The sequence below is a fragment of the Burkholderia sp. JKS000303 genome, assembly GCF_002563755.1.
In the GTDB taxonomy this organism is placed as follows: domain Bacteria; phylum Pseudomonadota; class Gammaproteobacteria; order Burkholderiales; family Burkholderiaceae; genus Burkholderia; species Burkholderia anthina_B.
This window is the reverse complement of sequence record NZ_PDBZ01000001.1, coordinates 1,291,166-1,317,554: the sequence shown is the minus strand read 5'-3', so window position 1 is coordinate 1,317,554 and position 26,389 is coordinate 1,291,166. Positions and strand designations below refer to the sequence as shown.

The 26,389-nt window shown below is 60.7% G+C and carries 20 protein-coding genes and 4 tRNA genes; 23 read left to right on the top strand and 1 reads right to left on the bottom strand.

All coding sequences use genetic code 11. From position 1 onward, the window contains the following. Nucleotides 1–397 precede the first annotated feature (397 nt). Nucleotides 398–1,509 (top strand): IS3 family transposase gene (locus BX604_RS06340; RefSeq protein ID WP_098550017.1). Its coding sequence is split into 2 segments (ribosomal slippage): nucleotides 398–647 and nucleotides 647–1,509, totalling 1,113 coding nucleotides; the frame shifts between segments, so codons are not numbered across the junction. 248 nt (nucleotides 1,510–1,757) lie between these two features. On the opposite strand, the gene BX604_RS06335 is transcribed toward BX604_RS06340, so the two are convergent. Beyond that, nucleotides 1,758–2,723 (bottom strand): hypothetical protein, encoded by a 966-nt coding sequence (locus tag BX604_RS06335; RefSeq protein WP_143748007.1) that lies wholly within the window; start codon nucleotides 2,721–2,723, stop codon nucleotides 1,758–1,760. Between the two features lie 584 nt (nucleotides 2,724–3,307). Between BX604_RS06335 and BX604_RS06330 the strand changes: the two genes are divergently transcribed. The 22 genes from BX604_RS06330 to rplW all read left to right on the top strand — a co-directional run bounded on the left by BX604_RS06330 (nucleotide 3,308) and on the right by rplW (nucleotide 26,388). Next, nucleotides 3,308–3,393: transfer RNA gene (locus BX604_RS06330), tRNA-Tyr, on the top strand. A 44-nt stretch (nucleotides 3,394–3,437) separates the two neighbouring features. Continuing rightward, a tRNA-Gly gene (locus tag BX604_RS06325) sits at nucleotides 3,438–3,511 on the top strand. Nucleotides 3,512–3,536: 25 nt separating this feature from the next. After that, nucleotides 3,537–3,611 (top strand) — tRNA-Thr (locus BX604_RS06320). Between the two features lie 63 nt (nucleotides 3,612–3,674). Then, the gene (tuf, locus tag BX604_RS06315) at nucleotides 3,675–4,865 is read left to right on the top strand and encodes an elongation factor Tu (RefSeq protein ID WP_011350666.1); all 1,191 of its coding nucleotides are present in this window, start codon (nucleotides 3,675–3,677) and stop codon (nucleotides 4,863–4,865) included. Between the two features lie 59 nt (nucleotides 4,866–4,924). Then, nucleotides 4,925–5,000 (top strand) — tRNA-Trp (locus BX604_RS06310). 42 nt (nucleotides 5,001–5,042) lie between these two features. Further along, complete coding sequence (secE, locus tag BX604_RS06305) at nucleotides 5,043–5,423, top strand: preprotein translocase subunit SecE (protein ID WP_006482892.1); 381 nt, start codon at nucleotides 5,043–5,045, stop codon at nucleotides 5,421–5,423. Between the two features lies 1 nt (nucleotide 5,424). Beyond that, nucleotides 5,425–5,982, top strand: a complete 558-nt coding sequence (gene nusG, locus BX604_RS06300; protein WP_006400672.1) for a transcription termination/antitermination protein NusG — start codon at nucleotides 5,425–5,427, stop codon at nucleotides 5,980–5,982. Between the two features lie 140 nt (nucleotides 5,983–6,122). Then, nucleotides 6,123–6,554 carry a 50S ribosomal protein L11 gene (gene rplK, locus BX604_RS06295; RefSeq protein WP_098550015.1) on the top strand — a complete coding sequence of 144 codons (432 nt, stop codon included), beginning with the start codon at nucleotides 6,123–6,125 and terminating at the stop codon, nucleotides 6,552–6,554. Then, nucleotides 6,555–7,250 (top strand): 50S ribosomal protein L1, encoded by a 696-nt coding sequence (gene rplA, locus BX604_RS06290; RefSeq protein WP_098550014.1) that lies wholly within the window; start codon nucleotides 6,555–6,557, stop codon nucleotides 7,248–7,250. A gap of 308 nt (nucleotides 7,251–7,558) precedes the next feature. Beyond that, nucleotides 7,559–8,056: a 50S ribosomal protein L10 gene (rplJ, locus tag BX604_RS06285; protein ID WP_085043647.1), complete on the top strand. Its 498-nt coding sequence runs from the start codon at nucleotides 7,559–7,561 to the stop codon at nucleotides 8,054–8,056. 63 nt (nucleotides 8,057–8,119) lie between these two features. After that, nucleotides 8,120–8,494 carry a 50S ribosomal protein L7/L12 gene (gene rplL, locus BX604_RS06280; RefSeq protein WP_006759674.1) on the top strand — a complete coding sequence of 125 codons (375 nt, stop codon included), beginning with the start codon at nucleotides 8,120–8,122 and terminating at the stop codon, nucleotides 8,492–8,494. A 376-nt stretch (nucleotides 8,495–8,870) separates the two neighbouring features. Beyond that, nucleotides 8,871–12,977 carry a DNA-directed RNA polymerase subunit beta gene (gene rpoB, locus BX604_RS06275; RefSeq protein ID WP_098550013.1) on the top strand — a complete coding sequence of 1,369 codons (4,107 nt, stop codon included), beginning with the start codon at nucleotides 8,871–8,873 and terminating at the stop codon, nucleotides 12,975–12,977. A gap of 21 nt (nucleotides 12,978–12,998) precedes the next feature. Continuing rightward, a complete protein-coding gene (rpoC, locus tag BX604_RS06270; RefSeq protein ID WP_098550012.1) occupies nucleotides 12,999–17,240 on the top strand; it encodes a DNA-directed RNA polymerase subunit beta' in 4,242 nt (1,413 codons plus the stop codon). Between the two features lie 237 nt (nucleotides 17,241–17,477). After that, nucleotides 17,478–19,325, top strand: coding sequence for a DNA helicase RecQ (gene recQ, locus BX604_RS06265; protein WP_098550011.1), 1,848 nt, complete (start codon nucleotides 17,478–17,480; stop codon nucleotides 19,323–19,325). Between the two features lie 227 nt (nucleotides 19,326–19,552). After that, nucleotides 19,553–19,933: a 30S ribosomal protein S12 gene (rpsL, locus tag BX604_RS06255; protein WP_006400662.1), complete on the top strand. Its 381-nt coding sequence runs from the start codon at nucleotides 19,553–19,555 to the stop codon at nucleotides 19,931–19,933. Nucleotides 19,934–20,105: 172 nt separating this feature from the next. Further along, nucleotides 20,106–20,576: a 30S ribosomal protein S7 gene (gene rpsG, locus BX604_RS06250; RefSeq protein WP_006477195.1), complete on the top strand. Its 471-nt coding sequence runs from the start codon at nucleotides 20,106–20,108 to the stop codon at nucleotides 20,574–20,576. Between the two features lie 123 nt (nucleotides 20,577–20,699). Then, nucleotides 20,700–22,802 carry an elongation factor G gene (gene fusA, locus BX604_RS06245; RefSeq protein WP_098550009.1) on the top strand — a complete coding sequence of 701 codons (2,103 nt, stop codon included), beginning with the start codon at nucleotides 20,700–20,702 and terminating at the stop codon, nucleotides 22,800–22,802. 39 nt (nucleotides 22,803–22,841) lie between these two features. Beyond that, nucleotides 22,842–24,032 carry an elongation factor Tu gene (gene tuf, locus BX604_RS06240; RefSeq protein WP_011350666.1) on the top strand — a complete coding sequence of 397 codons (1,191 nt, stop codon included), beginning with the start codon at nucleotides 22,842–22,844 and terminating at the stop codon, nucleotides 24,030–24,032. Between the two features lie 285 nt (nucleotides 24,033–24,317). Further along, on the top strand, nucleotides 24,318–24,629 hold the full coding sequence (rpsJ, locus tag BX604_RS06235; protein WP_004199280.1) for a 30S ribosomal protein S10: 312 nt from the start codon (nucleotides 24,318–24,320) through the stop codon (nucleotides 24,627–24,629). 177 nt (nucleotides 24,630–24,806) lie between these two features. Then, on the top strand, nucleotides 24,807–25,457 hold the full coding sequence (gene rplC / locus BX604_RS06230) for a 50S ribosomal protein L3 (RefSeq protein ID WP_006752926.1): 651 nt from the start codon (nucleotides 24,807–24,809) through the stop codon (nucleotides 25,455–25,457). Then, nucleotides 25,457–26,077: a 50S ribosomal protein L4 gene (gene rplD, locus BX604_RS06225; protein WP_006477192.1), complete on the top strand. Its 621-nt coding sequence runs from the start codon at nucleotides 25,457–25,459 to the stop codon at nucleotides 26,075–26,077. The genes rplC and rplD overlap by 1 nt, the downstream gene beginning before the upstream one ends. After that, a complete protein-coding gene (rplW, locus tag BX604_RS06220) occupies nucleotides 26,074–26,388 on the top strand; it encodes a 50S ribosomal protein L23 (protein ID WP_004199275.1) in 315 nt (104 codons plus the stop codon). The genes rplD and rplW overlap by 4 nt, the downstream gene beginning before the upstream one ends. Nucleotide 26,389: the final 1 nt, after the last annotated feature.

Genomic DNA, 26,389 nt, shown 5'->3' with positions numbered 1-26,389 from the left:
TGTCGCTTTATATCTCGCCGCTTGTCGTTGAAGCCAGCCACGTCGTCCCGGATGCATCCCGCTCGGCGCTGCCCGGGCCACCGTTATCAATTGCCGATGGATCTCCATCTGCGTCACCAGCAATACTTAAACTCCGTCCAGCAGACCTGTCTCTACTGCTGCACCACGCAATTTGCGTCCTCTCGGACGAGTGGCCCGGTGGGATTCGGTCGATCGACGGAGTGTGAAGCGTTCCGCCTCACGTCTCTCTGCTGCCGATTCGCGCTCCGGCCGAGCTCGAGAAAATTGGAAGTCGCTACATCGTCGATTTGTGATCAATTCCCATTCTGACCTGCCCTGGAAATTTCGGACCAACTGAAACTTGAGAGAATGGCTTCCAACGGAGAAAAAGGAAGTCATGAAGAAGAGCCGATTTACCGACGAACAGATGGTGACGATCCTGCGGGAGGCGGACAAGGCGCCAGTCGCCGAGGTCGCGAAGAAGCATGGGATCAGCGAGCAGACGATCTACAACTGGCGCCAGCATTTCGGCGGGCTGGAGGCGGCCGACGTCAAGCGGCTCAAGCAACTCGAGCAAGAGAACGCGCGGCTGAAGAAGATACTGGCGGAACGTGATCTGGAACTGGACGTGATGCGCGAGATCAACACAAAAAAGTGGTGAGCGCGCCCGCCCGACGCCAGCAGGTCGCTTACGCGAAAGCAAGGGGCCTGTCGGAGAGACGTGCGTGCGCGCTGATGTTGGTGGCACGATCAGCGCTGCATTACGAATCGAAGCTTACTGTGCGGGATGCGCCGGTGCTGGCGGCGATGGGCATTCTGTCGGCGCAGTATCCACGCTATGGGTACCGGCGAATCCAGATCTTTCTGGAGCGGCAAGGCCATCCGATGAGCGCCGACCGGGCCTGGCGGCTTTGGCGTCTTGCGGGGCTGCAGGTGCCTCGCAAGCGTCCGCGTAGACGCGTGTCGGTCAGTCGCCCGCGGCCACAGCCCGCGACAGCGGCTCGACATGTCTGGGCGTATGACTTCGTGTTCGACGCCTGCGCCAACGGCCAGCAACTGAAATGCCTGACGGTGATTGATGAATACACGCGTGAGTGCCTGGCCATCGATGTTGCGGGATCGATCCGCTCCGGACGGGTCATCGAGGTTCTGTCGAAGCTGGTCAGCGTCCACGGTGCGCCACGCTACCTTCGCTCAGACAATGGTCCGGAGTTCGTGTCGCGCGCCATCCTGAAGTGGGCAGCGGATAGCGGGATGGAAATGGCGCTCAGTGATCCCGGCAAGCCTTGGCAAAATGGTGCGGACGAGAGCTTCAACGGTAAATTCCGCGACGAGTGCCTGAGCCTCGAATGGTTTCGGACGCGCACCGAAGCCACGGTCGTGATCGAGCAGTGGCGGCGTCACTACAACGCCGTGCGGCCGCATTCAAGTCTGGCATACCTGACGCCCGACGAGTTCAAGCAGCAGTATTGTTCAACTGACGTAACCGAGGTCGTTCTCCAAGATTGAAATGGCCCGAAGAAATCAGGCAGGTCAATTCCGCCGAGTATTTCTCTTATCTTCGTCTAACGCCGTCAACTTTGGCAGACGGTGTTGCTGCCGGGAATAGCCTATATCGACGTGATCTGCCGACTCCCTCGTTGACAGAGTGAACTCGCTGGAGCATGGGGCAGCTGCTTGAACGGTGCTCGGGACCGTGAGGCGTGCCGCCGGCATCGTGTGGTAAATCGCGGACCGCGTCTGTCGGCCCGATTCCGTCAGAAGTCCTCGCTGTTGCTTTTGACCAGCACGGGTTGGCCCCGTCGGAGAACGTAGATTTCTTCGATGAGCGAATAGGCGGTGCCACCGAAGCAGTCTCGTCCCTCGCCCATCAGCGCGAAGCGCGTGCCGTCCGTGTCGACGCCGGTTGATCGGACCGCGCATGCGGTACTCGGATCACTCAGTGCCGAATGTTCGGCCGGCGGGAATCGGCGAATCGTACTTTTACCCTGATCGCGGGTCAGCACGAGAATCGCCGGGCAACGGGTCGAGGATGTCGACGAACGGGCGTTGCATGTCAGCTTGCCTGCATCCTCGGCCGTATGAGCTGAGCCATATACGCCGCCATCGAAGCCGACGCAGGTGTCCGCGCCCAGTTGAACGAGGCGCGCGTCGTACGAACATGCGGGATGTCGTGCGTACTGCGCAGCCTCGCTGCGATAGGCAGACCAGACATTCATGTTGGTCGGCTTGCACGACGGCCCGACGCAATGCTCGCTGCACAGCTGAACGTTGGCCGCGACCGCGGCGCCCAGGCGGTTCGGCAGCCAGGCATGCGGACGCATATCGTCGCCGATCAGCGGGTGCAGGATGCCGAGGCAGCTATCGTTGTCTACATCGCTCTGGAGGTTGTTATCGCTGCTGCCTGCGGCTGTCAGGTAGACGGATGCATCATTGAGGAGCCATGCGTATGCAATCGCTCCTGGGGGCATCACGTGCGACGACACTGCGCCGTTGCCCGAAGCAGAGAGGCAGTCGGCATCGATGGCCGGCTTCAGCGTGTCGTATGCCGCGCGTGCCGCCGCGCCTTTAGTGCGATCTGCCGTGCGGCTCTCGAAAAGCGCCTGCTGCCGAACCATCGCGATCCTCTCCGCGCGACACCACGTATTGGTGGCGTCGTGTGCCTGGGCCCCGGAAGCGAAAAAGGTCAGTGCAAAGACAAACAATCGGACGCGATTCTGCATGGGTTGGTAACGGAGCATTCGGGAGGGGTACTCGAGCAGGCGAATCGGGATGGTATCGCGCCGACTTTGCGGTCGCGGCCAATGGCTTGGCACTCGATCGGCTTGGGGCCGGTCTGGAGCGTCCGACGACGGGTAAGGACGGATAAGCGGACTGAGGCGGCAGCGCTCCCGTCTGATCTGCCTTCGGAATTGGAATGTCCCGGCAAAGTCGGTGGGAAAATACCCCGGTCGGGCGCCACTTCGACGCGGCACCGTTCCCGACTTCGGTCGGGTGAACACCCAAACCGAACCCCGCAGACGCTTCCGGCATGGAAATTGCAAATTTTTTGCTTCCACCCGCTTGGCATTCTGCTTCGGAGGCATTATGATGGCGGTCTTTCGTTTTCAGCAAAGACGCAAGTCAGCGCTGAAGACGGGATCTGACGAGGATGTGGACGCCAATCGGCGATCCTCTCGTGCTTGCCTTAGCCGGGCAGGTGCGGGTGTCGGGTGAGTCGAGTCGGCGCGGTGGAAGAGAATGAAAATAATCTTCCGGATGTGCTTGACAAGAGTTCGATGCACCCCCATAATCGTCAGTTCTCTACGGAGGGGTGCCCGAGTGGCTAAAGGGGGCAGACTGTAAATCTGTTGGCTTACGCCTACGTTGGTTCGAATCCAACCTCCTCCACCAAGAACATCAGCGCAGCGAGCGGTAGGGAATCGTTAGTGGCCCATGCGGGTGTAGCTCAATGGTAGAGCAGAAGCCTTCCAAGCTTACGACGAGGGTTCGATTCCCTTCACCCGCTCCAGTCCGTGTAGTTGAAGCGTAATACCGCCCATGTGGCTCAGTGGTAGAGCACTCCCTTGGTAAGGGAGAGGTCGGCAGTTCGATCCTGCCCATGGGCACCAGCAGTTAAAGTCAGTGTCTGTTTGCGCGCGGCGCAACCTGTGAATTCCTTTTGGGAGTCGAAAATGGCCAAGGGTAAATTTGAGCGGACCAAGCCGCACGTCAACGTTGGTACGATTGGTCACGTTGACCACGGCAAGACGACGCTGACGGCAGCGATCACGACGGTTCTGACGAAGAAGTTCGGCGGCGAAGCGAAGGCTTACGACCAGATCGACGCGGCACCGGAAGAAAAGGCGCGCGGCATCACGATCAACACGGCACACGTCGAGTACGAAACGGCTAACCGCCACTACGCACACGTCGACTGCCCGGGCCACGCTGACTATGTGAAGAACATGATCACGGGCGCAGCGCAGATGGACGGCGCGATCCTGGTTTGCTCGGCAGCAGACGGCCCGATGCCGCAAACGCGTGAGCACATCCTGCTGGCGCGTCAGGTTGGCGTTCCGTACATCATCGTGTTCCTGAACAAGTGCGACATGGTGGACGACGCTGAACTGCTCGAGCTGGTCGAGATGGAAGTTCGCGAACTCCTGTCGAAGTACGACTTCCCGGGCGACGACACGCCGATCGTGAAGGGTTCGGCCAAGCTGGCGCTGGAAGGCGACACGGGCGAGCTGGGCGAAGTGGCGATCATGAGCCTGGCAGACGCGCTGGACACGTACATCCCGACGCCGGAGCGTGCGGTTGACGGCGCGTTCCTGATGCCGGTGGAAGACGTGTTCTCGATCTCGGGCCGTGGTACGGTTGTGACGGGTCGTGTCGAGCGCGGTATCGTGAAGGTCGGTGAAGAAATCGAAATCGTCGGTATCAAGCCGACGGTGAAGACGACCTGCACGGGCGTTGAAATGTTCCGCAAGCTGCTGGACCAAGGTCAAGCAGGCGACAACGTTGGTATCCTGCTGCGCGGCACGAAGCGTGAAGACGTGGAGCGTGGCCAGGTTCTGGCGAAGCCGGGTTCGATCACGCCGCACACGCACTTCACGGCTGAAGTGTACGTGCTGAGCAAGGACGAAGGCGGCCGTCACACGCCGTTCTTCAACAACTACCGTCCGCAGTTCTACTTCCGTACGACGGACGTGACGGGCTCGATCGAGCTGCCGAAGGACAAGGAAATGGTGATGCCGGGCGACAACGTGTCGATCACGGTGAAGCTGATCGCTCCGATCGCGATGGAAGAAGGTCTGCGCTTCGCAATCCGCGAAGGCGGCCGTACCGTCGGCGCCGGCGTCGTCGCCAAGATCATCGAGTAAGCCAGTTATTCGTTGATCGACAGTTTTGGGGCTGGCAACAGCCAGTCCCAACATGGTTTAGGGGTATAGCTCAACTGGCAGAGCGTCGGTCTCCAAAACCGAAGGTTGGGGGTTCGATTCCCTCTGCCCCTGCCAAAAATCGCCACGTGCCACACGTGGCATTTGTTTTAAGGTGTTATGGCGAATCCATCCGTCGAAACTGTAAATACCTCCGGCGATAAGCTGATGCTGGCCCTGGGCGTATTGCTGGTCTTGGCCGGATTCGTGGGCTTCTTCTGGCTGGCCAACCAGCAGTGGTATGTCCGCGGTGCCGCGTTGGCGGTAGGTATCATCGCCGGCGTGGCCGTTGGACTGATGTCCGCACCTGGCAAGAGCCTCATCGCGTTTGCCAAGGATTCGTACAAGGAAGTCCGCAAGGTCGTTTGGCCCACCCGCAAGGAAGCAACGCAAACCACACTCGTCGTGTTCGGTTTCGTGCTCGTGATGGCGATTTTCCTCTGGTTGAGTGACAAATCGATCGAATGGGTGATTTTCTCGGCGATTCTGGGTTGGAAATGATATGAGCGATACTCCGGCATCCCCGAGCGGAAAGCGTTGGTACGTCGTGCACGCCTACTCCGGTATGGAGAAGAGCGTGCAACGTGCGCTTCAGGAGCGCATCGAACGTGCTGGCATGCAGGACAAATTCGGTCAGATCCTGGTTCCGACCGAAGAAGTGGTCGAAGTAAAGGGCGGTCACAAGGCTGTGACCGAGCGTCGTTTCTTCCCCGGCTACGTGCTGGTGGAAATGGAAATGACGGACGAGACGTGGCACCTCGTGAAGAACACGGCAAAGGTCACCGGTTTCGTCGGCGGTGCACGTAACCGCCCGACCCCGATTTCCCCGAAGGAAGTCGAAAAGATCATGTCGCAGATGCAGGAAGGCGTTGAGAAGCCGCGCCCGAAGACCCTGTTCGAAGTTGGCGAGATGGTGCGCGTCAAGGAAGGCCCGTTCACGGACTTCAACGGCACGGTCGAAGAAGTCAACTACGAAAAATCGCGCGTGCGTGTGTCGGTCACCATCTTTGGCCGCTCCACCCCGGTCGAACTCGAGTTCGGTCAGGTCGAAAAAGTTTGATCCCGATTCGGTGGGCAGCCTCGGCTGCCCACCTTCGCGCTTATGGTCCGCGTTATGACCGTTGAGGAGCGTCAGTAGCCAGTGGCGAACGCGCGTTATCACTCACCGAACGCCGTCTGGCGTTCCAACGAGGTTTTCAAATGGCAAAGAAGATTGTCGGCTTTGTTAAGCTGCAGATCCCTGCAGGTAAAGCCAATCCGTCGCCGCCGGTCGGTCCGGCACTGGGCCAGCGCGGCCTGAACATCATGGAGTTCTGCAAGGCGTTCAACGCGCAGACTCAAGGTATGGAGCCGGGTCTGCCGGTGCCGGTGGTCATCACGGCATACGCGGACAAGAGCTTCACCTTCGTGATGAAGACGCCGCCGGCGACCGTCCTGATCAAGAAGGCGGCCAAGCTGGACAAGGGTTCGAGCAAGCCGCACACCGACAAGGTCGGTTCGATCACGCGCGCTCAAGCCGAAGAAATCGCGAAGACCAAGATGCCGGACCTTACGGCAGCTGATCTGGACGCAGCCGTTCGCACCATCGCTGGTAGCGCACGCTCGATGGGCATCACTGTGGAGGGCGTGTAAATGGCTAAGATCTCCAAGCGCCGTCAGGCATTTGAAGCCAAGGTCGACCGTCAGAAGCTGTACGCGATCGAAGACGCACTGGCACTCGTGAAGGAATGCGCGAGCGCGAAGTTCAACGAGTCGATCGACGTCGCAGTTCAGCTCGGCATCGATGCAAAGAAGTCGGACCAGGTCGTTCGTGGTTCGGTCGTTCTGCCGGCAGGTACGGGCAAGTCGGTTCGCGTTGCTGTGTTCGCGCAAGGCGAGAAGGCTGAGCAGGCTCGTGCAGCAGGCGCAGAAATCGTCGGTATGGAAGACCTGGCTGAGCAGATCAAGGCTGGCCAGATGGACTTCGACATCGTGATCGCTTCGCCGGACACGATGCGTATCGTCGGTACGCTCGGCCAGATCCTCGGCCCGCGCGGCCTGATGCCGAACCCGAAGGTCGGTACGGTCACGCCGGACGTCGCGACTGCAGTCAAGAACGCGAAGGCTGGTCAGGTGCAATTCCGTGTCGACAAGGCCGGTATCATCCACGCGACCATCGGCCGTGCATCGTTCGAATCGACCGCACTGCGTTCGAACCTGTCGGCGCTGATCGAAGCGCTGCAGAAGGCGAAGCCGGCAACGAGCAAGGGCGTCTACCTGCGCAAGATCGCACTGTCGAGCACGATGGGCGTCGGCGTGCGTGTCGACCAGGCTACGCTGGCAGCGTAAGAAAGTATTCGGGCCGCTTCGTTCGCGAAGCGGCCTACATGGGCTTTGGGCGGTTGTTCGTGCAGTAGGGCGGGCAACCGGTTATCAAAGACCGTTGGTGGGGCGCAGCAGGCAGGCGATCCCTTAATTCAAGCCAACGCAGATGGCGAACCCGAAAAAGTTTTGCAGTGGTGAAGCCGCAGGTCGTGAAGCGATTCACGGCATGAGGTGGAAATACTCCTAACGAGGTCGGACGCCGTTGTTGAACGAGGTACGTGAGGTTTCGGCCATGCCGGCCGCGCCGAACGTATCGTTTCTGGAGGCTAACCGTGCCGCTTAATAGAGAAGACAAGCAAGCCGTCGTCGCTGAGGTTTCCGCGCAAGTCGCGAAGGCTCAGACCGTTGTGCTGGCTGAGTATCGTGGAATTGCGGTTGGCGATCTGACCAAGCTGCGCGCGAAAGCGCGTGAGCAACAGGTTTACCTGCGCGTGTTGAAGAACACGCTGGCGCGTCGCGCTGTTGAAGGTACGCCGTTTGCTCCGCTGGCAGAGCAGATGACTGGTCCGCTGATCTACGGCATCTCGGAAGATGCAATTGCTGCTGCTAAGGTCGTCAACGACTTCAGCAAGAGCAATGACAAGTTGGTCATCAAGGCTGGTGCGTTCGATGGCAAGGTGATGGACAAGGCTGGCGTGCAAGCGCTGGCAAGCATCCCGAGCCGCGAAGAACTGCTCTCGAAGCTGCTGTTCGTTATGCAATCGCCTGTTTCGGGCTTCGCGCGTGCTCTGGCCGCGCTCGCCGAGAAGAAGCAAGCAGAAGCTGCATAAGCGAACGTGCATCAGCGCTACTGATCGCTGGCTGTATCCGAATTCAATTTAGGAGTATTTCAAATGGCAATCGCAAAAGAAGACATCCTGGCAGCAGTCGAAGGGATGACCGTTCTGGAACTGAACGAACTGGTCAAGGCGTTCGAAGAGAAGTTTGGCGTGTCGGCAGCTGCAGTTGCAGTCGCTGGCCCGGCAGGCGGCGGCGCAGCTGCTGCAGCAGAAGAGAAGACCGAATTCACGGTCGTCCTGACTGAAGCAGGCAGCAACAAGGTTGCAGTCATCAAGGCAGTTCGCGAACTGACGGGCCTGGGCCTGAAGGAAGCGAAGGACGTCGTTGACGGCGCACCGAAGGCTGTCAAGGAAGGCGTCGACAAGGCTGCTGCTGACGAAGCCAAGAAGAAGCTGGAAGACGCAGGCGCGAAGGTCGAAGTCAAGTAAGTTTCGACGCGCTGTGCGAAGGCTGGCGGTATTTTCACCGCCGGCCTTTTTGTGCTTTGTGGGGACGTTATTCTGGCACTCATTCGGGAGCCCGAATAATCGGCCCCAGAAGCCAAAGAAAACCGCCAAATCGTTGTCAGTGTCACGATTGGCGTTTCTCTTTGTCTTCTGAAGCGACTGCAGAAGGCAAGTTTGGTCGGGTAGCGGGCAACACAGGCATCCGCTGCCGTCAGCCAGCGGTTGGTAGCGGCCAACCACCAAGCTTCTCGGCTCGTTCAAGCCATCGGGCGGCCATCGGGTCTCAGTCGGTGAACACTCGGGTTAGAAACGTCCAGGTATCCCGCCTCGACAGCACCCGCCGTGATTCGGAGATCGTATGCAATATTCCTTCACCGAGAAGAAGCGCATTCGCAAGAGTTTCGCGAAGCGCCCCATCGTTCACCAAGTTCCGTTCTTGCTGGCTACCCAGCTTGAATCATTCAGCACGTTTCTGCAAGCTGATGTGCTGGCCACGCAACGCAAGCCTGAAGGTTTGCAGGCCGCATTCACATCGGTATTTCCCATTGTTTCGCACAACGGTTTCGCGCGCCTCGAGTTCGTGAGCTATGCGTTGTCCGCGCCGGCATTCAACATCAAGGAATGCCAGCAGCGTGGCCTGACGTACTGCTCCGCACTGCGTGCGAAGGTCCGCCTTGTCATCCTCGACAAGGAATCGCCGAACAAGCCGGTCGTCAAGGAAGTGAAAGAGCAGGAAGTGTACATGGGCGAAATGCCGCTCATGACGCCGACGGGCTCGTTCGTCATCAACGGCACCGAGCGTGTCATCGTCTCGCAGCTGCACCGTTCGCCGGGTGTGTTCTTCGAACACGACAAGGGCAAGACGCACAGCTCGGGCAAGCTGCTGTTCTCGGCACGGATCATTCCGTACCGCGGCTCGTGGCTCGACTTCGAATTCGATCCGAAGGACATCCTGTACTTCCGCGTCGACCGTCGCCGCAAGATGCCGGTCACGATCCTGCTGAAGGCCATCGGCCTCACGCCGGAACAGATCCTCGCGAACTTCTTCGTGTTCGACAACTTCACGCTGATGGACGAAGGCGCACAACTCGAGTTCGTGCCCGAGCGCCTGCGTGGTGAAGTCGCGCGTTTCGACATCACGGATCGTGATGGCAAGGTCATCGTCCAGAAGGACAAGCGGATCAACGCGAAGCACATTCGCGACCTCGAAGCCGCGAAGACCAAGTTCATCTCGGTGCCGGAAGACTATCTGCTCGGCCGCGTGCTGGCGAAGAACGTCGTCGACGGCGATACCGGCGAAGTGATCGCGAGCGCGAACGACGAAGTCACGGAAAGCGTGCTCGAGAAGCTGCGCGAAGCGGGCATCAAGGACATCCAGACGCTCTACACGAACGATCTGGACCAGGGTCCGTACATCTCGTCGACGCTGCGTGTCGACGAAACGACCGACAAGACGGCCGCGCGCATCGCGATCTACCGCATGATGCGCCCGGGCGAGCCGCCGACCGAAGAAGCGGTCGAGGCGCTGTTCAACCGTCTGTTCTACAGCGAAGAAGCATACGACCTGTCGAAGGTCGGCCGTATGAAGTTCAACCGCCGCGTCAGCCGTGACGAAATCATCGGCCCGATGACGCTGCAGGACGACGACATCCTCGCGACGATCAAGATCCTGGTCGAGCTGCGCAACGGCAAGGGCGAAGTGGACGATATCGACCACCTCGGCAATCGTCGTGTGCGTTGCGTCGGCGAACTGGCGGAAAACCAGTTCCGCGCGGGTCTCGTGCGTGTCGAGCGCGCGGTCAAGGAACGCCTCGGCCAGGCCGAAAGCGAAAACCTGATGCCGCACGACCTGATCAACTCGAAGCCGATTTCGTCGGCAATCCGCGAGTTCTTCGGTTCGTCGCAGCTGTCGCAGTTCATGGACCAGACCAACCCGCTGTCGGAAATCACGCACAAGCGTCGTGTTTCGGCACTGGGCCCGGGCGGTCTGACGCGCGAACGCGCAGGCTTCGAAGTTCGTGACGTGCACCCGACCCACTATGGCCGCGTGTGTCCGATCGAAACGCCGGAAGGTCCGAACATCGGCCTGATCAACTCGCTCGCACTGTACGCGCACCTGAACGAGTACGGCTTCCTCGAGACGCCGTACCGCAAGGTCGTGGACAGCAAGGTGACCGATCAGATCGACTACCTGTCGGCGATCGAAGAAGGCCGCTACATGATCGCTCAGGCTAACGCCGCGATCGACGAGAACGGCCAGCTGATCGACGAACTCGTGTCGTCGCGTGAAGCCGGCGAAACGATGATGGTCACGCCGGACCGGATCCAGTACATGGACGTCGCGCCGTCGCAGATCGTGTCGGTTGCAGCTTCGCTGATTCCGTTCCTCGAGCACGATGACGCGAACCGTGCACTGATGGGTTCGAACATGCAGCGTCAGGCCGTGCCGTGTCTGCGTCCGGAGAAGCCGGTCGTTGGTACGGGCATCGAGCGTACCTGCGCGGTCGACTCGGGCACGACGGTTCAGGCGTTCCGTGGCGGCGTCGTCGACTATGTCGACGCAGGCCGTATCGTGATTCGCGTGAACGACGACGAAGCAGTCGCAGGTGAAGTCGGTGTCGACATCTACAACCTGATCAAGTACACGCGTTCGAACCAGAACACGAACATCAACCAGCGTCCGATCGTGAAGATGGGCGACAAGGTCTCGCGCGGCGACGTGCTGGCCGACGGCGCCTCGACGGACCTGGGCGAGCTCGCGCTCGGCCAGAACATGCTGATCGCGTTCATGCCGTGGAACGGCTACAACTTCGAGGATTCGATCCTGATCTCGGAGAAGGTCGTGGCCGACGATCGCTACACGTCGATCCACATCGAAGAGCTGAACGTCGTTGCACGCGACACGAAGCTCGGGCCGGAAGAAATCACGCGCGACATCTCGAACCTGGCGGAAGTCCAGCTCGGCCGTCTCGACGAATCGGGCATCGTGTACATCGGTGCTGAAGTCGAAGCGGGCGACGTGCTGGTCGGCAAGGTCACGCCGAAGGGCGAAACCCAGCTGACGCCGGAAGAGAAGCTGCTGCGCGCGATCTTCGGCGAGAAGGCTTCGGACGTGAAGGACACGTCGCTGCGCGTGCCGTCGGGCATGAACGGCACCGTGATCGACGTCCAGGTGTTCACGCGTGAAGGCATCCAGCGCGACAAGCGTGCGCAACAGATCATCGACGATGAACTGAAGCGCTACCGTCTCGACCTGAACGACCAGCTGCGCATCGTGGAAGGCGACGCGTTCCAGCGTCTCGCACGCATGCTGGTGGGCAAGGTCGCGAACGGCGGTCCGAAGAAGCTCGCGAAGGGCACGAAGATCGACCAGGCTTACCTGGAAGACCTCGACCACTACCACTGGTTCGACATCCGTCTGGCGGAAGACGAAGCAGCGGCACAGCTCGAAGCGATCAAGAACTCGATCGAAGAGAAGCGCCACCAGTTCGACCTCGCGTTCGAAGAGAAGCGCAAGAAGCTCACGCAAGGCGACGAACTGCCGCCGGGCGTGCTGAAGATGGTCAAGGTGTACCTGGCGGTGAAGCGTCGTCTGCAGCCTGGCGACAAGATGGCAGGCCGTCACGGTAACAAGGGTGTCGTGTCGAAGATCGTTCCGATCGAAGACATGCCGTACATGGCCGATGGCCGTCCGGCAGACGTCGTGCTGAACCCGCTGGGCGTTCCGTCGCGGATGAACGTGGGTCAGGTTCTGGAAGTGCACCTCGGCTGGGCCGCGAAGGGCCTCGGCTGGCGTATCGGCGAAATGCTGCAGCGTCAGGCGAAGATCGAGGAAATGCGCGTCTTCCTGACGAAGATCTACAACGATTCGGGCCGCCAGGAAGATCTGGAAAGCTTCAGCGACGACGAGATCCTCGAACTGGCGAAGAACCTGCGCGAAGGCGTGCCGTTCGCGACGCCGGTGTTCGACGGTGCGACCGAGGAAGAAATGGGCAAGATGCTCGACCTCGCGTTCCCGGACGAGATCGCGGAACAGCTCGGCATGAACCCGTCGAAGAACCAGGTCCGCCTGTACGACGGCCGCACGGGTGAAATGTTCGAACGTCGCGTGACGCTTGGCTACATGCACTACCTGAAGCTGCACCACTTGGTCGACGACAAGATGCACGCGCGTTCGACCGGCCCGTACTCGCTCGTCACGCAGCAGCCGCTGGGTGGTAAGGCGCAGTTCGGTGGCCAGCGTTTCGGTGAAATGGAAGTGTGGGCACTCGAAGCGTACGGCGCGTCCTACGTGCTGCAGGAAATGCTGACGGTGAAGTCGGATGACGTGAATGGCCGGACCAAGGTTTATGAAAACCTCGTCAAGGGCGATCACGTGATCGATGCAGGCATGCCGGAATCCTTCAACGTGCTCGTGAAGGAAATCCGCTCGCTCGGTATCGACATCGATCTCGACCGCAATTAATCGGACTACGGAGAGAAGGCAATGAAAGCTCTGCTCGATCTATTCAAGCAAGTCCAACAGGAAGAAGTCTTCGACGCGATCAAGATCGGTCTGGCCTCGCCGGACAAGATCCGTTCGTGGTCGTTCGGTGAAGTGAAGAAGCCGGAGACCATCAACTACCGCACGTTCAAGCCGGAACGCGATGGTCTGTTCTGCGCGAAGATCTTCGGGCCGATCAAGGACTACGAGTGCCTGTGCGGCAAGTACAAGCGCCTGAAGCACCGCGGCGTGATCTGCGAGAAGTGCGGCGTCGAAGTGACGCTGGCGAAGGTGCGTCGCGAACGCATGGGCCACATCGAACTGGCCTCGCCGGTCGCGCACATCTGGTTCCTGAAGTCTCTGCCGTCGCGTCTGGGCATGGTGCTCGACATGACGCTGCGCGACATCGAACGCGTGCTGTACTTCGAAGCATATGTGGTGATCGAACCGGGCATGACGCCGCTGAAGGCGCGGCAGATCATGACCGAAGAGGATTACTACAACAAGGTCGAGGAATACGGCGACGAATTCCGTGCCGAGATGGGCGCGGAAGGCGTGCGTGAACTGCTGCGCGCGATCAACATCGACGAGCAGGTCGAGACGCTGCGCACCGAGCTGAAGAACACCGGCTCGGAAGCGAAGATCAAGAAGTACGCGAAGCGCCTGAAGGTCCTCGAGGCATTCCAGCGCTCGGGCATCAAGCCCGAGTGGATGATCCTCGAAGTGCTGCCGGTGCTGCCGCCGGAACTGCGTCCGCTCGTGCCGCTGGATGGTGGCCGTTTCGCGACGTCGGACCTGAACGACCTGTATCGCCGCGTGATCAACCGTAACAACCGGTTGAAGCGTCTGCTCGAGCTGAAGGCACCTGAAATCATCGTCCGCAACGAAAAGCGGATGCTGCAGGAAGCCGTCGACTCGCTGCTCGACAACGGTCGTCGCGGCAAGGCGATGACGGGCGCGAACAAGCGTCCGCTGAAGTCGCTCGCCGACATGATCAAGGGTAAGGGCGGTCGTTTCCGTCAGAACCTGCTGGGCAAGCGCGTCGACTACTCGGGCCGTTCGGTCATCGTGGTCGGCCCGACGCTGAAGCTGCACCAGTGCGGTCTGCCGAAGCTGATGGCGCTCGAACTGTTCAAGCCGTTCATCTTCAACAAGCTGGAAGTGATGGGCGTCGCGACGACCATCAAGGCTGCGAAGAAGGAAGTCGAGAACCAGACGCCGGTGGTGTGGGACATCCTCGAAGAGGTGATCCGCGAGCACCCGGTGATGCTGAACCGTGCGCCGACGCTGCACCGTCTTGGTATCCAGGCGTTCGAGCCGGTCCTGATCGAAGGCAAGGCAATTCAGCTGCACCCGCTCGTTTGCGCGGCGTTCAACGCCGACTTCGACGGTGACCAGATGGCCGTTCACGTGCCGCTGTCGCTCGAAGCGCAGATGGAAGCGCGCACGCTGATGCTCGCGTCGAACAACGTGCTGTTCCCGGCCAACGGCGATCCGTCGATCGTGCCGTCGCAGGATATCGTGCTGGGTCTGTACTACGCGACCCGCGAAGCGATCAACGGCAAGGGCGAAGGCCTGTCGTTCACCGGCGTGTCGGAAGCGATCCGCGCGTACGAGAACAAGGAAGTCGAGCTGGCCTCGCGCGTCAACGTGCGGATCACCGAAATGGTGCGCAACGAAGACACGTCGGAAGGCGCGCCGGAATTCGTGCCGAAGATCTCGCTGTACGCGACGACCGTCGGCCGCGCGATCCTGTCGGAGATCCTGCCGCACGGCCTGCCGTTCTCGGTGCTGAACAAGCCGCTGAAGAAGAAGGAAATCTCGCGCCTGATCAACACCGCATTCCGCAAGTGCGGTCTGCGTGCGACGGTCGTGTTCGCCGACCAGCTGATGCAGTCGGGTTTCCGTCTCGCGACGCGTGCCGGTATTTCGATCTGCGTGGACGACATGCTCGTGCCGCCGCAGAAGGAAACGATCGTCGGCGACGCCGCGAAGAAGGTGAAGGAGTACGACCGCCAGTACATGTCGGGTCTCGTCACCGCGCAGGAACGCTACAACAACGTGGTCGACATCTGGTCGGCAACGTCGGAAGCGGTCGGCAAGGCGATGATGGAGCAGCTGTCGACGGAGCCGGTAACGGACCGCGACGGCAACGAGACGCGCCAGGAGTCGTTCAACTCGATCTACATGATGGCCGACTCGGGCGCCCGGGGTTCGGCGGTGCAGATTCGTCAGCTGGCCGGTATGCGAGGCCTGATGGCGAAGCCGGACGGCTCGATTATCGAGACGCCGATTACCGCGAACTTCCGCGAAGGCCTGAACGTGTTGCAGTACTTCATCTCGACCCACGGTGCGCGTAAGGGTCTGGCTGATACGGCACTGAAGACCGCGAACTCGGGTTACCTGACGCGTCGTCTCGTCGACGTCACGCAAGATCTGGTGGTGGTCGAGGACGATTGCGGCACGTCGAACGGCGTCGCGATGAAGGCGTTGGTCGAAGGCGGTGAAGTCGTCGAAGCGCTGCGCGACCGTATCCTCGGCCGCGTTGCGGTCGCGGACGTCGTGAACCCGGAAACGCAGGAAACGCTGTACGAATCGGGCACGCTGCTCGACGAAACGGCGGTCGAGGAAATCGAACGCCTCGGCATCGACGAAGTGCGCGTGCGCACGCCGCTGACCTGCGAAACGCGTTACGGTCTGTGCGCGGCCTGCTACGGCCGTGACCTCGGCCGCGGCTCGCTCGTGAACGTCGGCGAAGCAGTCGGCGTGATCGCGGCACAGTCGATCGGTGAACCGGGCACGCAGCTGACGATGCGTACGTTCCACATCGGTGGTGCGGCATCGCGTGCGGCAGTGGCCTCGTCGGTCGAAGCGAAGAGCAACGGTATCGTGCGTTTCACGGCGACGATGCGTTACGTCACCAACGCGAAGGGCGAGCAGATCGTCATTTCGCGTTCGGGCGAGGCGCTGATCACCGACGATATCGGCCGCGAGCGCGAACGTCACAAAATCCCGTACGGCGCGACGCTGCTGCAGCTTGACGGCGCGACGATCAAGGCCGGCACGCAGCTGGCAACGTGGGATCCGATGACGCGTCCGATCATCACCGAGTACGGTGGTACGGTGAAGTTCGAGAACGTCGAGGAAGGCGTGACCGTCGCGAAGCAGATCGACGACGTGACCGGCCTGTCGACGCTGGTCGTGATCGACGTGAAGCGTCGTGGTTCGCAAGCTTCGAAGAGCGTGCGTCCGCAGGTGAAACTGCTCGACGCGAACGGCGACGAAGTGAAGATCCCGGGCACGGAGCACGCAGTGCAGATCGGCTTCCAGGTCGGCGCACTGATCACCGTGAAGGACGGCCAGCAAGTTCAGGTGGGTGAAGTGCTTGCACGTATCCCGACCGAAGCGCAGAAGACGCGTGACATTACCGGCGGTCTGCCGCGGGTGGCGGAACTGTTCGAAGCGCGTTCGCCGAAGGATGCCGGCATTCTCGCGGAAGTCACCGGTACGACGTCGTTCGGTAAGGACACGAAGGGCAAGCAGCGTCTCGTCATCACGGACCTCGAAGGCAATCAGCACGAGTTCCTGATCGCGAAGGAAAAGCAGGTGCTGGTCCACGATGCTCAGGTCGTCAACAAGGGCGAAATGATCGTGGACGGTCCGGCCGATCCGCACGACATCCTGCGTCTGCAGGGTATCGAGGCGCTGTCGCGCTACATCGTCGACGAAGTGCAGGACGTGTACCGTCTGCAGGGCGTGAAGATCAACGACAAGCACATCGAGGTGATCGTTCGCCAGATGCTGCGTCGTGTGCAGATCACCGACAACGGTGATACGCGCTTCATCCCGGGCGAACAGGTCGAGCGTTCCGACATGCTGGACGAGAACGATCGCATGACCGCCGACGGCAAGCGCCCGGCGTCGTACGACAACGTGCTCCTCGGTATCACGAAGGCGTCGCTGTCGACCGACTCGTTCATCTCCGCGGCATCGTTCCAGGAAACGACCCGCGTGCTGACCGAAGCGGCGATCATGGGCAAGCGCGACGATCTGCGTGGCCTGAAGGAAAACGTGATCGTCGGCCGTCTGATTCCGGCCGGTACGGGTCTCGCGTTCCACAAGGCACGCAAGGCGAAGGAAATGTCCGACCGCGAGCGTTTCGACCAGATCGCAGCGGAAGAGGCATTCGACTTCGGTACGCCGAGCGCACCGGCAGAAGAGCCGCAACACCCGGCAGCCGAGTAAGCACGGGCGGCGCGAGCCGCCTTGCCATCTCGCTGTTCCCGAAACCGCCCGGTTCCGCCGGGCGGTTTTTTTTATCCGTCGTTCACGCGCATGACGGGCTTGTCGCACGGTCGCTGCAGGACCGTCATGCGCGCGCACGAACCCTGTCCGATTGGCCAACATTGCACGATTCGCCGCGCGCCACGCGAGCGGGTTGTTAAAATTGCGGTCATCGTTCCGCCGTCCTCGTTCTCATTCATGTCCCGCGCCCTCGAAATCCTCGACGAAGTCTTTGGTTATTCCGCATTTCGCGGCCAGCAGGGGGAGATCGTCGAGCACGTCGCCGGCGGCGGCGATTGCCTCGTGCTGATGCCGACGGGCGGCGGCAAGTCGCTGTGCTACCAGATTCCGGCGCTGCTGCGCCGCGAGGCCGGGCAGGGCGCCGGCATCGTCGTGTCGCCGCTGATCGCGCTGATGCAGGACCAGGTCGCCGCGCTCAGCGAAGTCGGCGTGCGCGCGGCCTACCTGAACTCGACGCTGTCGGGCGCCGAGGCCGCGGCAACCGAGCGGGCGCTGCGCGAAGGCGAGATCGACCTGCTGTACGTCGCACCCGAGCGCCTGATGACCGGACGCTTTCTCGAGCTGCTCGAGCGCGCGAAGATCGGCCTGTTCGCGATCGACGAGGCGCACTGCGTGTCGCAGTGGGGGCATGACTTCCGTCCCGAATACATCCAGCTGTCGGTGTTGCACGAGCGCTTCCCGTCGGTGCCGCGCATTGCGTTGACGGCCACTGCCGACGCGATCACGCGCGACGAGATCATCCATCGTCTCGCGCTCGACGATGCGCGCGTGTTCATCTCGAGTTTCGACCGGCCGAACATCCGCTACCGGATCGTCGAAAAGGACAACGCGCGTTCGCAGCTGCTGGATTTCATCAGGGCCGAGCATACGAACGCGGACGGCACCACCGACGCCGGCGTCGTGTACTGCCTGTCGCGCCGCAAGGTCGAGGAAACGGCCGAATGGCTGAAGGCGCAGGGCGTACGTGCGCTGCCGTATCACGCAGGGATGGAGTTCGAGGTGCGGCAGAAGCACCAGGAAATGTTCCAGCGCGAGGAAGGCATCGTGATGTGCGCGACGATCGCGTTCGGCATGGGCATCGACAAGCCCGACGTGCGTTTCGTTGCGCACCTCGATTTGCCGAAGAGCGTCGAAGGCTACTACCAGGAAACCGGCCGCGCGGGCCGCGACGGGATGCCGGCGAACGCGTGGATGGCATATGGCCTCGGCGACGTCGTCCAGCAGCGCAAGATGATCGACGAGTCCGATGCGGACGACGCGCACAAGCGCGTGCAGACGTCGAAGCTCGACGCGCTGCTCGGGCTGTGCGAGACGATCTCGTGCCGGCGCGTGCGGCTGCTGAACTACTTCGGCGAGGCGAGCCAGCCGTGCGGCAACTGCGACACGTGCATCGAGCCGCCCGATTCGTGGGACGCAACGCGCGAAGCGCAGATGGCGTTGTCGTGCGCGTTCCGCGCGCAGCGCGCGAGCGGCTTCAATTTCGGCTCGAGCCATCTGATCGAGATCCTGCGCGGCGGCCGTACCGAGAAGGTGCTGCAGCGCGGCCACGACCAGCTCAGCACGTTCGGGATCGGCGCGTCGCTGTCCGAGCCCGAATGGCGCGCGATTTTCCGGCAGCTCGTCGCGTACGGCTATCTGGCGGTCGACCACGGCGGTTTCGGCGCGCTCATGCTCACCGAGGCCGCGAAGCCGGTGCTGAAGAACGAGGAGAAGGTGACGCTGCGCCGCTACGTGAAGCCGCAGCGCACGCGCCAGTCGTCGAGCCGCAGCGGCACGCGCGTCGACCCGACGGCCGGCATGGGCACGCGCGAGCGCGCCCGCTGGGATGCGCTGCGCGCGTGGCGCGCGGAAACCGCGAAATCCGACGGCGTGCCTGCCTACGTGATCTTCCACGACGCGACGCTCGCCGAGATCGCACGCAACGCGCCCGAGACGATCGACGACCTGCGTCACATCCCCGGCATGGGCGTCCGCAAGCTCGAGCGCTTCGGCGACGAGATCATCGACGTCGTCGAATCGGCGTGACACAGGTGTTCCGACCCTTCCGGTAAACCGCTCGTTCGGCTGGCAAATCACGCAAGCCGTTGACTTAGTTGGTATTTCCGGAATATGATGCTGGGTTCCGGTATTCGGTGGGCCGAGTCGCGTTCCAAGGTTCGTGTCCGTGTCGCCGGTTCGGATGTCAACTGTGCGTCGATTCTCGCTTTGCCCGAAATCGATGTGCAGATTTTGTTCAATTTCAGGAATAAACAATGCCAACCATCAACCAACTGGTTCGCAAAGGCCGTCAGTCGGAAACGACGAAGAGCAAGAGCCCGGCCCTGCAGGACTGCCCCCAGCGTCGCGGCGTGTGCACCCGTGTGTACACGACGACGCCGAAGAAGCCTAACTCGGCACTCCGTAAGGTTGCCAAGGTTCGTCTGACGAACGGCTTCGAAGTGATTTCGTACATCGGTGGTGAAGGCCACAACCTGCAGGAACACTCGGTTGTGCTGATCCGCGGCGGCCGTGTGAAGGACTTGCCGGGTGTGCGTTACCACATGGTTCGCGGCTCGCTGGATACCCAGGGCGTCAAGGATCGTAAGCAAGCGCGCTCGAAGTACGGCGCGAAGCGTGCAAAGGCTGCCAAGTAAGCAGTTTTTGATCAGGGATCGCCGTAGGGCGGTCAAGGCGGGAGTGCCGGATTGCCGGTGCTGTCGAGTAAGTGGTCACCCGGCCAAGCTGGTTAGTCGTGAAGATGTGATCGGGTTTGTTGGTGGCCGCGGAGCTGGATTCAGCTCCAACTGAACAAGTAAAGGAAGAATCATGCCGCGTCGTCGCGAAGTCCCCAAGCGGGAAGTGTTGCCGGATCCGAAGTTCGGTAACGTTGATGTTGCCAAGTTCATGAACATGCTGATGCTGTCCGGCAAGAAGTCGGTCGCAGAGCGCATCGTTTATGGCGCATTCGAACAAATCCAGACCAAGGGTGGCAAGGACCCGCTGGAAGTGTTCACGGTTGCGCTCAACAACGTGAAGCCGGTGGTCGAAGTGAAGAGCCGCCGCGTTGGTGGTGCCAACTATCAAGTTCCGGTCGAAGTGCGCCCGTCGCGTCGTATGGCATTGGCGATGCGCTGGCTGCGTGAGGCTGCGAAGAAGCGTAGCGAGAAGTCGATGGCTCTGCGTCTGGCAGGTGAACTCTCCGAAGCGGCCGAAGGCCGTGGCGGCGCGATGAAGAAGCGCGATGAAGTTCACCGCATGGCAGAAGCCAACCGCGCGTTCTCGCATTTCCGTTTCTAAGCGCCTGGCTGGGCTGTTTGCGGAAATAAATTCCGGGCGGGTGCGCTTTTCAGGCGCCTCGCCCGTTTGTGTTGAAGCACGATGCAGCCGCGCTGCATCGTGTCATCCCAGTAGAGGATCAAAGTGGCTCGCAAGACTCCTATCGAGCGCTACCGCAATATCGGTATTAGCGCTCACATCGACGCCGGCAAAACGACGACGACCGAGCGCATTCTGTTTTACACCGGTGTGAACCACAAGATCGGTGAAGTCCACGACGGCGCAGCAACGATGGACTGGATGGAGCAGGAACAGGAGCGTGGCATCACGATCACGTCCGCTGCTACCACGGCCTTCTGGAAGGGCATGGGCGGCAACTATCCGGAACACCGCATCAACATCATCGACACCCCGGGTCACGTCGACTTCACGATTGAAGTGGAGCGTTCGATGCGCGTGCTCGACGGCGCGTGCATGGTGTACTGCGCAGTGGGCGGCGTGCAGCCGCAGTCGGAAACGGTGTGGCGCCAGGCTAACAAGTACAAGGTGCCCCGTCTCGCGTTCGTCAACAAGATGGACCGTACCGGCGCGAACTTCTTCAAGGTCTATGACCAGCTCCGTTTGCGCCTGAAGGCGAACCCGGTTCCGGTCGTGGTGCCGATCGGTGCTGAAGAAGGCTTCAAGGGTGTCGTCGATCTGATCAAGATGAAGGCGATCATTTGGGACGAAGCGTCGCAAGGTACCAAGTTCGACTACGTCGACATCCCGGCGGAACTCGTCGACACGTGCAACGAATGGCGTGAAAAGATGGTCGAAGCGGCTGCAGAGTCGAGCGAAGACCTGATGAACAAGTACCTGGAAGCGGGCGAGCTGTCCGAAGCCGAAGTCGTCAAGGGTCTGCGTGACCGTACGATCGCGTGCGAAATCCAGCCGATGCTGTGCGGTACTGCGTTCAAGAACAAGGGCGTGCAGCGTATGCTCGACGCCGTGATCGATTTCCTGCCGTCGCCGGTCGATATTCCGCCGGTTACGGGTGAACTCGAAAATGGCGAGAAGACTGAGCGCCGTGCTGCCGACGACGAGAAGTTCTCGGCACTCGCGTTCAAGATCATGACCGACCCGTTCGTCGGCCAGCTGATCTTCTTCCGCGTCTACTCGGGTGTTGTCAATTCGGGTGACACGCTGCTCAACGCGACCAAGGACAAGAAGGAACGTCTCGGCCGTATTCTGCAGATGCACGCGAACCAGCGTGAAGAAATCAAGGAAGTTCGCGCTGGCGACATCGCTGCTGCGGTCGGCCTGAAGGAAGCGACCACGGGCGACACGCTGTGCGATCCGGCTCATCCGATCGTGCTCGAACGCATGATTTTCCCGGAGCCGGTGATTTCGCAGGCCGTCGAGCCGAAGACGAAGGCTGACCAGGAAAAGATGGGCCTGGCGCTCAACCGTCTGGCTCAGGAAGATCCGTCGTTCCGCGTGCAGACCGACGAAGAATCGGGTCAAACGATCATTTCGGGTATGGGCGAGCTCCACCTCGAAATTCTGGTTGACCGGATGAAGCGTGAATTCGGCGTGGAAGCAACTGTCGGCAAGCCGCAGGTTGCCTACCGCGAAACGATTCGCAAGTCGGCTGCGGACGTCGAAGGCAAGTTCGTCAAGCAGTCGGGTGGCCGTGGTCAGTATGGCCATGCGGTCATTACGCTCGAGCGCAGCGAACTGGGCAAGGGCTACGAGTTCGTCGACGCGATCAAGGGCGGCGTGATTCCGCGCGAATACATCCCGTCGGTTGACAAGGGTATCCAGGAAACGCTGAAGAGCGGCGTGCTGGCAGGCTTCCCGGTTGTCGACGTGAAGGTCACGCTGACGTTCGGTTCGTACCACGACGTTGACTCGAACGAAAATGCGTTCCGCATGGCCGGTTCGATGGCGTTCAAGGAAGCAATGCGCCGCGCTGATCCGGTTCTGCTCGAGCCGATGATGGCCGTGGAAGTGGAAACGCCGGAAGACTTCATGGGTAACGTGATGGGTGACCTGTCGGGTCGCCGCGGCATTATCCAGGGCATGGACGACATGGTGGGCGGCGGCAAGATCGTGCGCGCCGAAGTGCCGCTGTCGGAAATGTTCGGCTATTCCACGTCGCTGCGTTCGCTGACGCAGGGTCGCGCAACGTACACGATGGAGTTCAAGCACTACGCTGAAGCTCCGAAGAACGTTGCAGAAGCGATCATCAGCGCGAAGACGAAGTAATTCGCTATCACAATCGATTATTTTTGAAAGAAGAGAATCATGGCAAAAGGTAAATTCGAGCGGACCAAGCCGCACGTCAACGTTGGTACGATTGGTCACGTTGACCACGGCAAGACGACGCTGACGGCAGCGATCACGACGGTTCTGACGAAGAAGTTCGGCGGCGAAGCGAAGGCTTACGACCAGATCGACGCGGCACCGGAAGAAAAGGCGCGCGGCATCACGATCAACACGGCACACGTCGAGTACGAAACGGCTAACCGCCACTACGCACACGTCGACTGCCCGGGCCACGCTGACTATGTGAAGAACATGATCACGGGCGCAGCGCAGATGGACGGCGCGATCCTGGTTTGCTCGGCAGCAGACGGCCCGATGCCGCAAACGCGTGAGCACATCCTGCTGGCGCGTCAGGTTGGCGTTCCGTACATCATCGTGTTCCTGAACAAGTGCGACATGGTGGACGACGCTGAACTGCTCGAGCTGGTCGAGATGGAAGTTCGCGAACTCCTGTCGAAGTACGACTTCCCGGGCGACGACACGCCGATCGTGAAGGGTTCGGCCAAGCTGGCGCTGGAAGGCGACACGGGCGAGCTGGGCGAAGTGGCGATCATGAGCCTGGCAGACGCGCTGGACACGTACATCCCGACGCCGGAGCGTGCGGTTGACGGCGCGTTCCTGATGCCGGTGGAAGACGTGTTCTCGATCTCGGGCCGTGGTACGGTTGTGACGGGTCGTGTCGAGCGCGGTATCGTGAAGGTCGGTGAAGAAATCGAAATCGTCGGTATCAAGCCGACGGTGAAGACGACCTGCACGGGCGTTGAAATGTTCCGCAAGCTGCTGGACCAAGGTCAAGCAGGCGACAACGTTGGTATCCTGCTGCGCGGCACGAAGCGTGAAGACGTGGAGCGTGGCCAGGTTCTGGCGAAGCCGGGTTCGATCACGCCGCACACGCACTTCACGGCTGAAGTGTACGTGCTGAGCAAGGACGAAGGCGGCCGTCACACGCCGTTCTTCAACAACTACCGTCCGCAGTTCTACTTCCGTACGACGGACGTGACGGGCTCGATCGAGCTGCCGAAGGACAAGGAAATGGTGATGCCGGGCGACAACGTGTCGATCACGGTGAAGCTGATCGCTCCGATCGCGATGGAAGAAGGTCTGCGCTTCGCAATCCGCGAAGGCGGCCGTACCGTCGGCGCCGGCGTCGTCGCCAAGATCATCGAGTAATATCGACGATCCGCGGATCCCTCCGGGGTCCGCGATTCCACGGTAGGCAGTTGTACCGTCGAAACCGGGTGTCCAGTTTGATCTGGCACCCGGTTTTGTCTTTGTGGCGCGCCGAGCGCACCACGAGAAACCCGCACCACCACGCCAGATTTTCGTGTAGAATCGCGGGCTTAGCAGTGGAAGTACCGTTCGGAACCCGGCGCCTCGCTCCCCGCAGGCAACCTGTTTCGCGTTCTTTTAGTGTCCGGCGATGCAACATCGCCTCGCTCTTTTCAAGGAATCGTCATGCAGCAACAGAAAATCCGCATTCGCCTGAAGGCTTTCGACTATCGTCTGATCGATCAATCGGCTGCCGAGATCGTCGATACCGCGAAGCGGACTGGCGCAATCGTCCGTGGCCCGGTGCCGCTGCCGACGCGCATTCAGCGTTTTGACATCCTGCGTTCGCCGCACGTCAACAAGACGTCGCGCGATCAGCTCGAAATCCGTACTCACCAGCGCCTGATGGACATCGTCGATCCGACCGACAAGACGGTTGACGCGCTGATGAAGCTCGATCTGCCGGCTGGCGTCGACGTGGAAATCAAGCTGCAGTAAGGCTTTCGGCGCCGACCAGCTTGCTGGGTGGTGCTAAGTCTTTGTATTGCTTGCGGAAATCGAGAAGTCGGGCTATACTGCTTGGCTTTTCGTGTATTCGCGAAAAAAGTTGGGCCTTGCGTGCCCGGCATTTTGTAAATCAGCCCCGACCAATCGCAGTCGGGAATGGAGAAAATGATGAGCCTTGGACTCGTAGGTCGCAAGGTTGGCATGACCCGTATCTTCACGGCTGAAGGGGATTCGATTCCCGTCACCGTGCTGGACGTGTCGGACAACCGCGTGACGCAGATCAAGACTGTTGAAACCGACGGCTACACGGCCGTGCAGGTTGCATTCGGCTCCCGCCGCGCATCGCGCGTGACGAAGCCGCTGGCAGGTCATCTCGCCAAAGCCGGTGTCGAAGCCGGTGAAATCCTCAAGGAATTCCGCATTGACGCGGCCAAGGCAGCTGAGCTGTCGAATGGCGCCGTGGTCGGTGCTGACCTTTTCGAAGTGGGCCAGAAGGTCGACGTGCAAGGCGTGTCGATCGGTAAGGGCTACGCCGGTACGATCAAGCGTTACAACTTCTCGTCTGGCCGTGCTACCCACGGTAACTCGCGCTCGCACAACGTGCCGGGCTCGATCGGTATGGCGCAGGATCCGGGTCGTGTTTTCCCGGGTAAGCGCATGACGGGTCACCTCGGTGACGTTACGGTGACGGTGCAGAACCTCGAAATCGCTCGTATCGACGCAGAGCGCAAGCTGCTGCTCGTCAAGGGCGCGATTCCGGGCGCGAAGGGCGGCAAGGTTTTCGTGACGCCGGCCGTCAAGACCAAGGGGGCGAAATAATGGAACTCAAGCTCCTGAACGAAAATGGTCAGGAAGGTGCAGTGGTCAACGCGTCGGACGTCGTGTTCGGTCGTGACTACAACGAAGCGCTGATCCACCAGGTCGTCGTCGCGTACCAGGCGAATGCTCGCCAGGGTAACCGCGCACAGAAGGACCGTGAGCAAGTCAAGCACACCACCAAGAAGCCGTGGCGTCAGAAGGGTACGGGCCGCGCTCGTGCCGGTATGTCGTCGAGCCCGTTGTGGCGTGGCGGTGGTCGCATCTTCCCGAACTCGCCGGAAGAAAACTTCTCGCACAAGGTCAACAAGAAGATGCATCGCGCAGGTCTCTGCTCGATCTTCTCGCAGCTGGCCCGTGAAGGCCGTCTGTCGGTCGTCGAGGACATCATCCTCGAAGCGCCGAAGACCAAGCTGCTGGCCGACAAATTCAAGACCATGGGTCTCGACTCCGTTCTGATCATCACGGACACGGTCGACGAGAACCTGTACCTGGCTTCGCGCAACCTGCCGCACGTGGCGATTGTCGAGCCGCGCTACGCTGACCCGCTGTCGCTGATCTACTTCAAGAAAGTGCTGGTCACGAAGGCTGCGGTCGCCCAGATCGAGGAGTTGCTGTCATGAGCGAGATTCGCAAGAACGATCATCGTTTGATGCAGGTCCTGCTCGCGCCGGTGATCTCGGAAAAGGCGACGCTGGTTGCCGACAAGAACGAGCAAGTCGTGTTCGAAGTCGCACCGGATGCCACGAAGCAGGAAGTGAAGGCGGCTGTCGAGCTGCTGTTCAAGGTTGAAGTTGATTCGGTCAACGTGCTGGTTCAGAAGGGCAAGCAAAAGCGCTTCGGCCGTTCGATGGGCCGCCGTAAGGACGTGAAGAAGGCGTACGTTTGCCTGAAGCCCGGCCAGGAAATCAACTTTGAAGCGGAGGCCAAGTAAT

Bases quoted from the DNA above. Each gene is read 5' to 3' on its own strand.
- recQ (WP_098550011.1), top strand. From the start codon at position 17,478: ATGTCCCGCGCCCTCGAAATCCTCGACGAAGTCTTTGGTTATTCCGCA.
- rpsG (WP_006477195.1), top strand. From the start codon at position 20,106: ATGCCGCGTCGTCGCGAAGTCCCCAAGCGGGAAGTGTTGCCGGATCCG.
- rpsL (WP_006400662.1), top strand. From the start codon at position 19,553: ATGCCAACCATCAACCAACTGGTTCGCAAAGGCCGTCAGTCGGAAACG.
- rplW (WP_004199275.1), top strand. From the start codon at position 26,074: ATGAGCGAGATTCGCAAGAACGATCATCGTTTGATGCAGGTCCTGCTC.
- rplL (WP_006759674.1), top strand. From the start codon at position 8,120: ATGGCAATCGCAAAAGAAGACATCCTGGCAGCAGTCGAAGGGATGACC.
- rpoB (WP_098550013.1), top strand. From the start codon at position 8,871: ATGCAATATTCCTTCACCGAGAAGAAGCGCATTCGCAAGAGTTTCGCG.
- rplK (WP_098550015.1), top strand. From the start codon at position 6,123: ATGGCAAAGAAGATTGTCGGCTTTGTTAAGCTGCAGATCCCTGCAGGT.
- rpsJ (WP_004199280.1), top strand. From the start codon at position 24,318: ATGCAGCAACAGAAAATCCGCATTCGCCTGAAGGCTTTCGACTATCGT.
- rplC (WP_006752926.1), top strand. From the start codon at position 24,807: ATGAGCCTTGGACTCGTAGGTCGCAAGGTTGGCATGACCCGTATCTTC.
- nusG (WP_006400672.1), top strand. From the start codon at position 5,425: ATGAGCGATACTCCGGCATCCCCGAGCGGAAAGCGTTGGTACGTCGTG.
- tuf (WP_011350666.1), top strand. From the start codon at position 22,842: ATGGCAAAAGGTAAATTCGAGCGGACCAAGCCGCACGTCAACGTTGGT.
- tuf (WP_011350666.1), top strand. From the start codon at position 3,675: ATGGCCAAGGGTAAATTTGAGCGGACCAAGCCGCACGTCAACGTTGGT.
- rpoC (WP_098550012.1), top strand. From the start codon at position 12,999: ATGAAAGCTCTGCTCGATCTATTCAAGCAAGTCCAACAGGAAGAAGTC.
- rplD (WP_006477192.1), top strand. From the start codon at position 25,457: ATGGAACTCAAGCTCCTGAACGAAAATGGTCAGGAAGGTGCAGTGGTC.
- secE (WP_006482892.1), top strand. From the start codon at position 5,043: ATGGCGAATCCATCCGTCGAAACTGTAAATACCTCCGGCGATAAGCTG.
- BX604_RS06335 (WP_143748007.1), bottom strand. From the start codon at position 2,723: ATGCAGAATCGCGTCCGATTGTTTGTCTTTGCACTGACCTTTTTCGCT.
- rplA (WP_098550014.1), top strand. From the start codon at position 6,555: ATGGCTAAGATCTCCAAGCGCCGTCAGGCATTTGAAGCCAAGGTCGAC.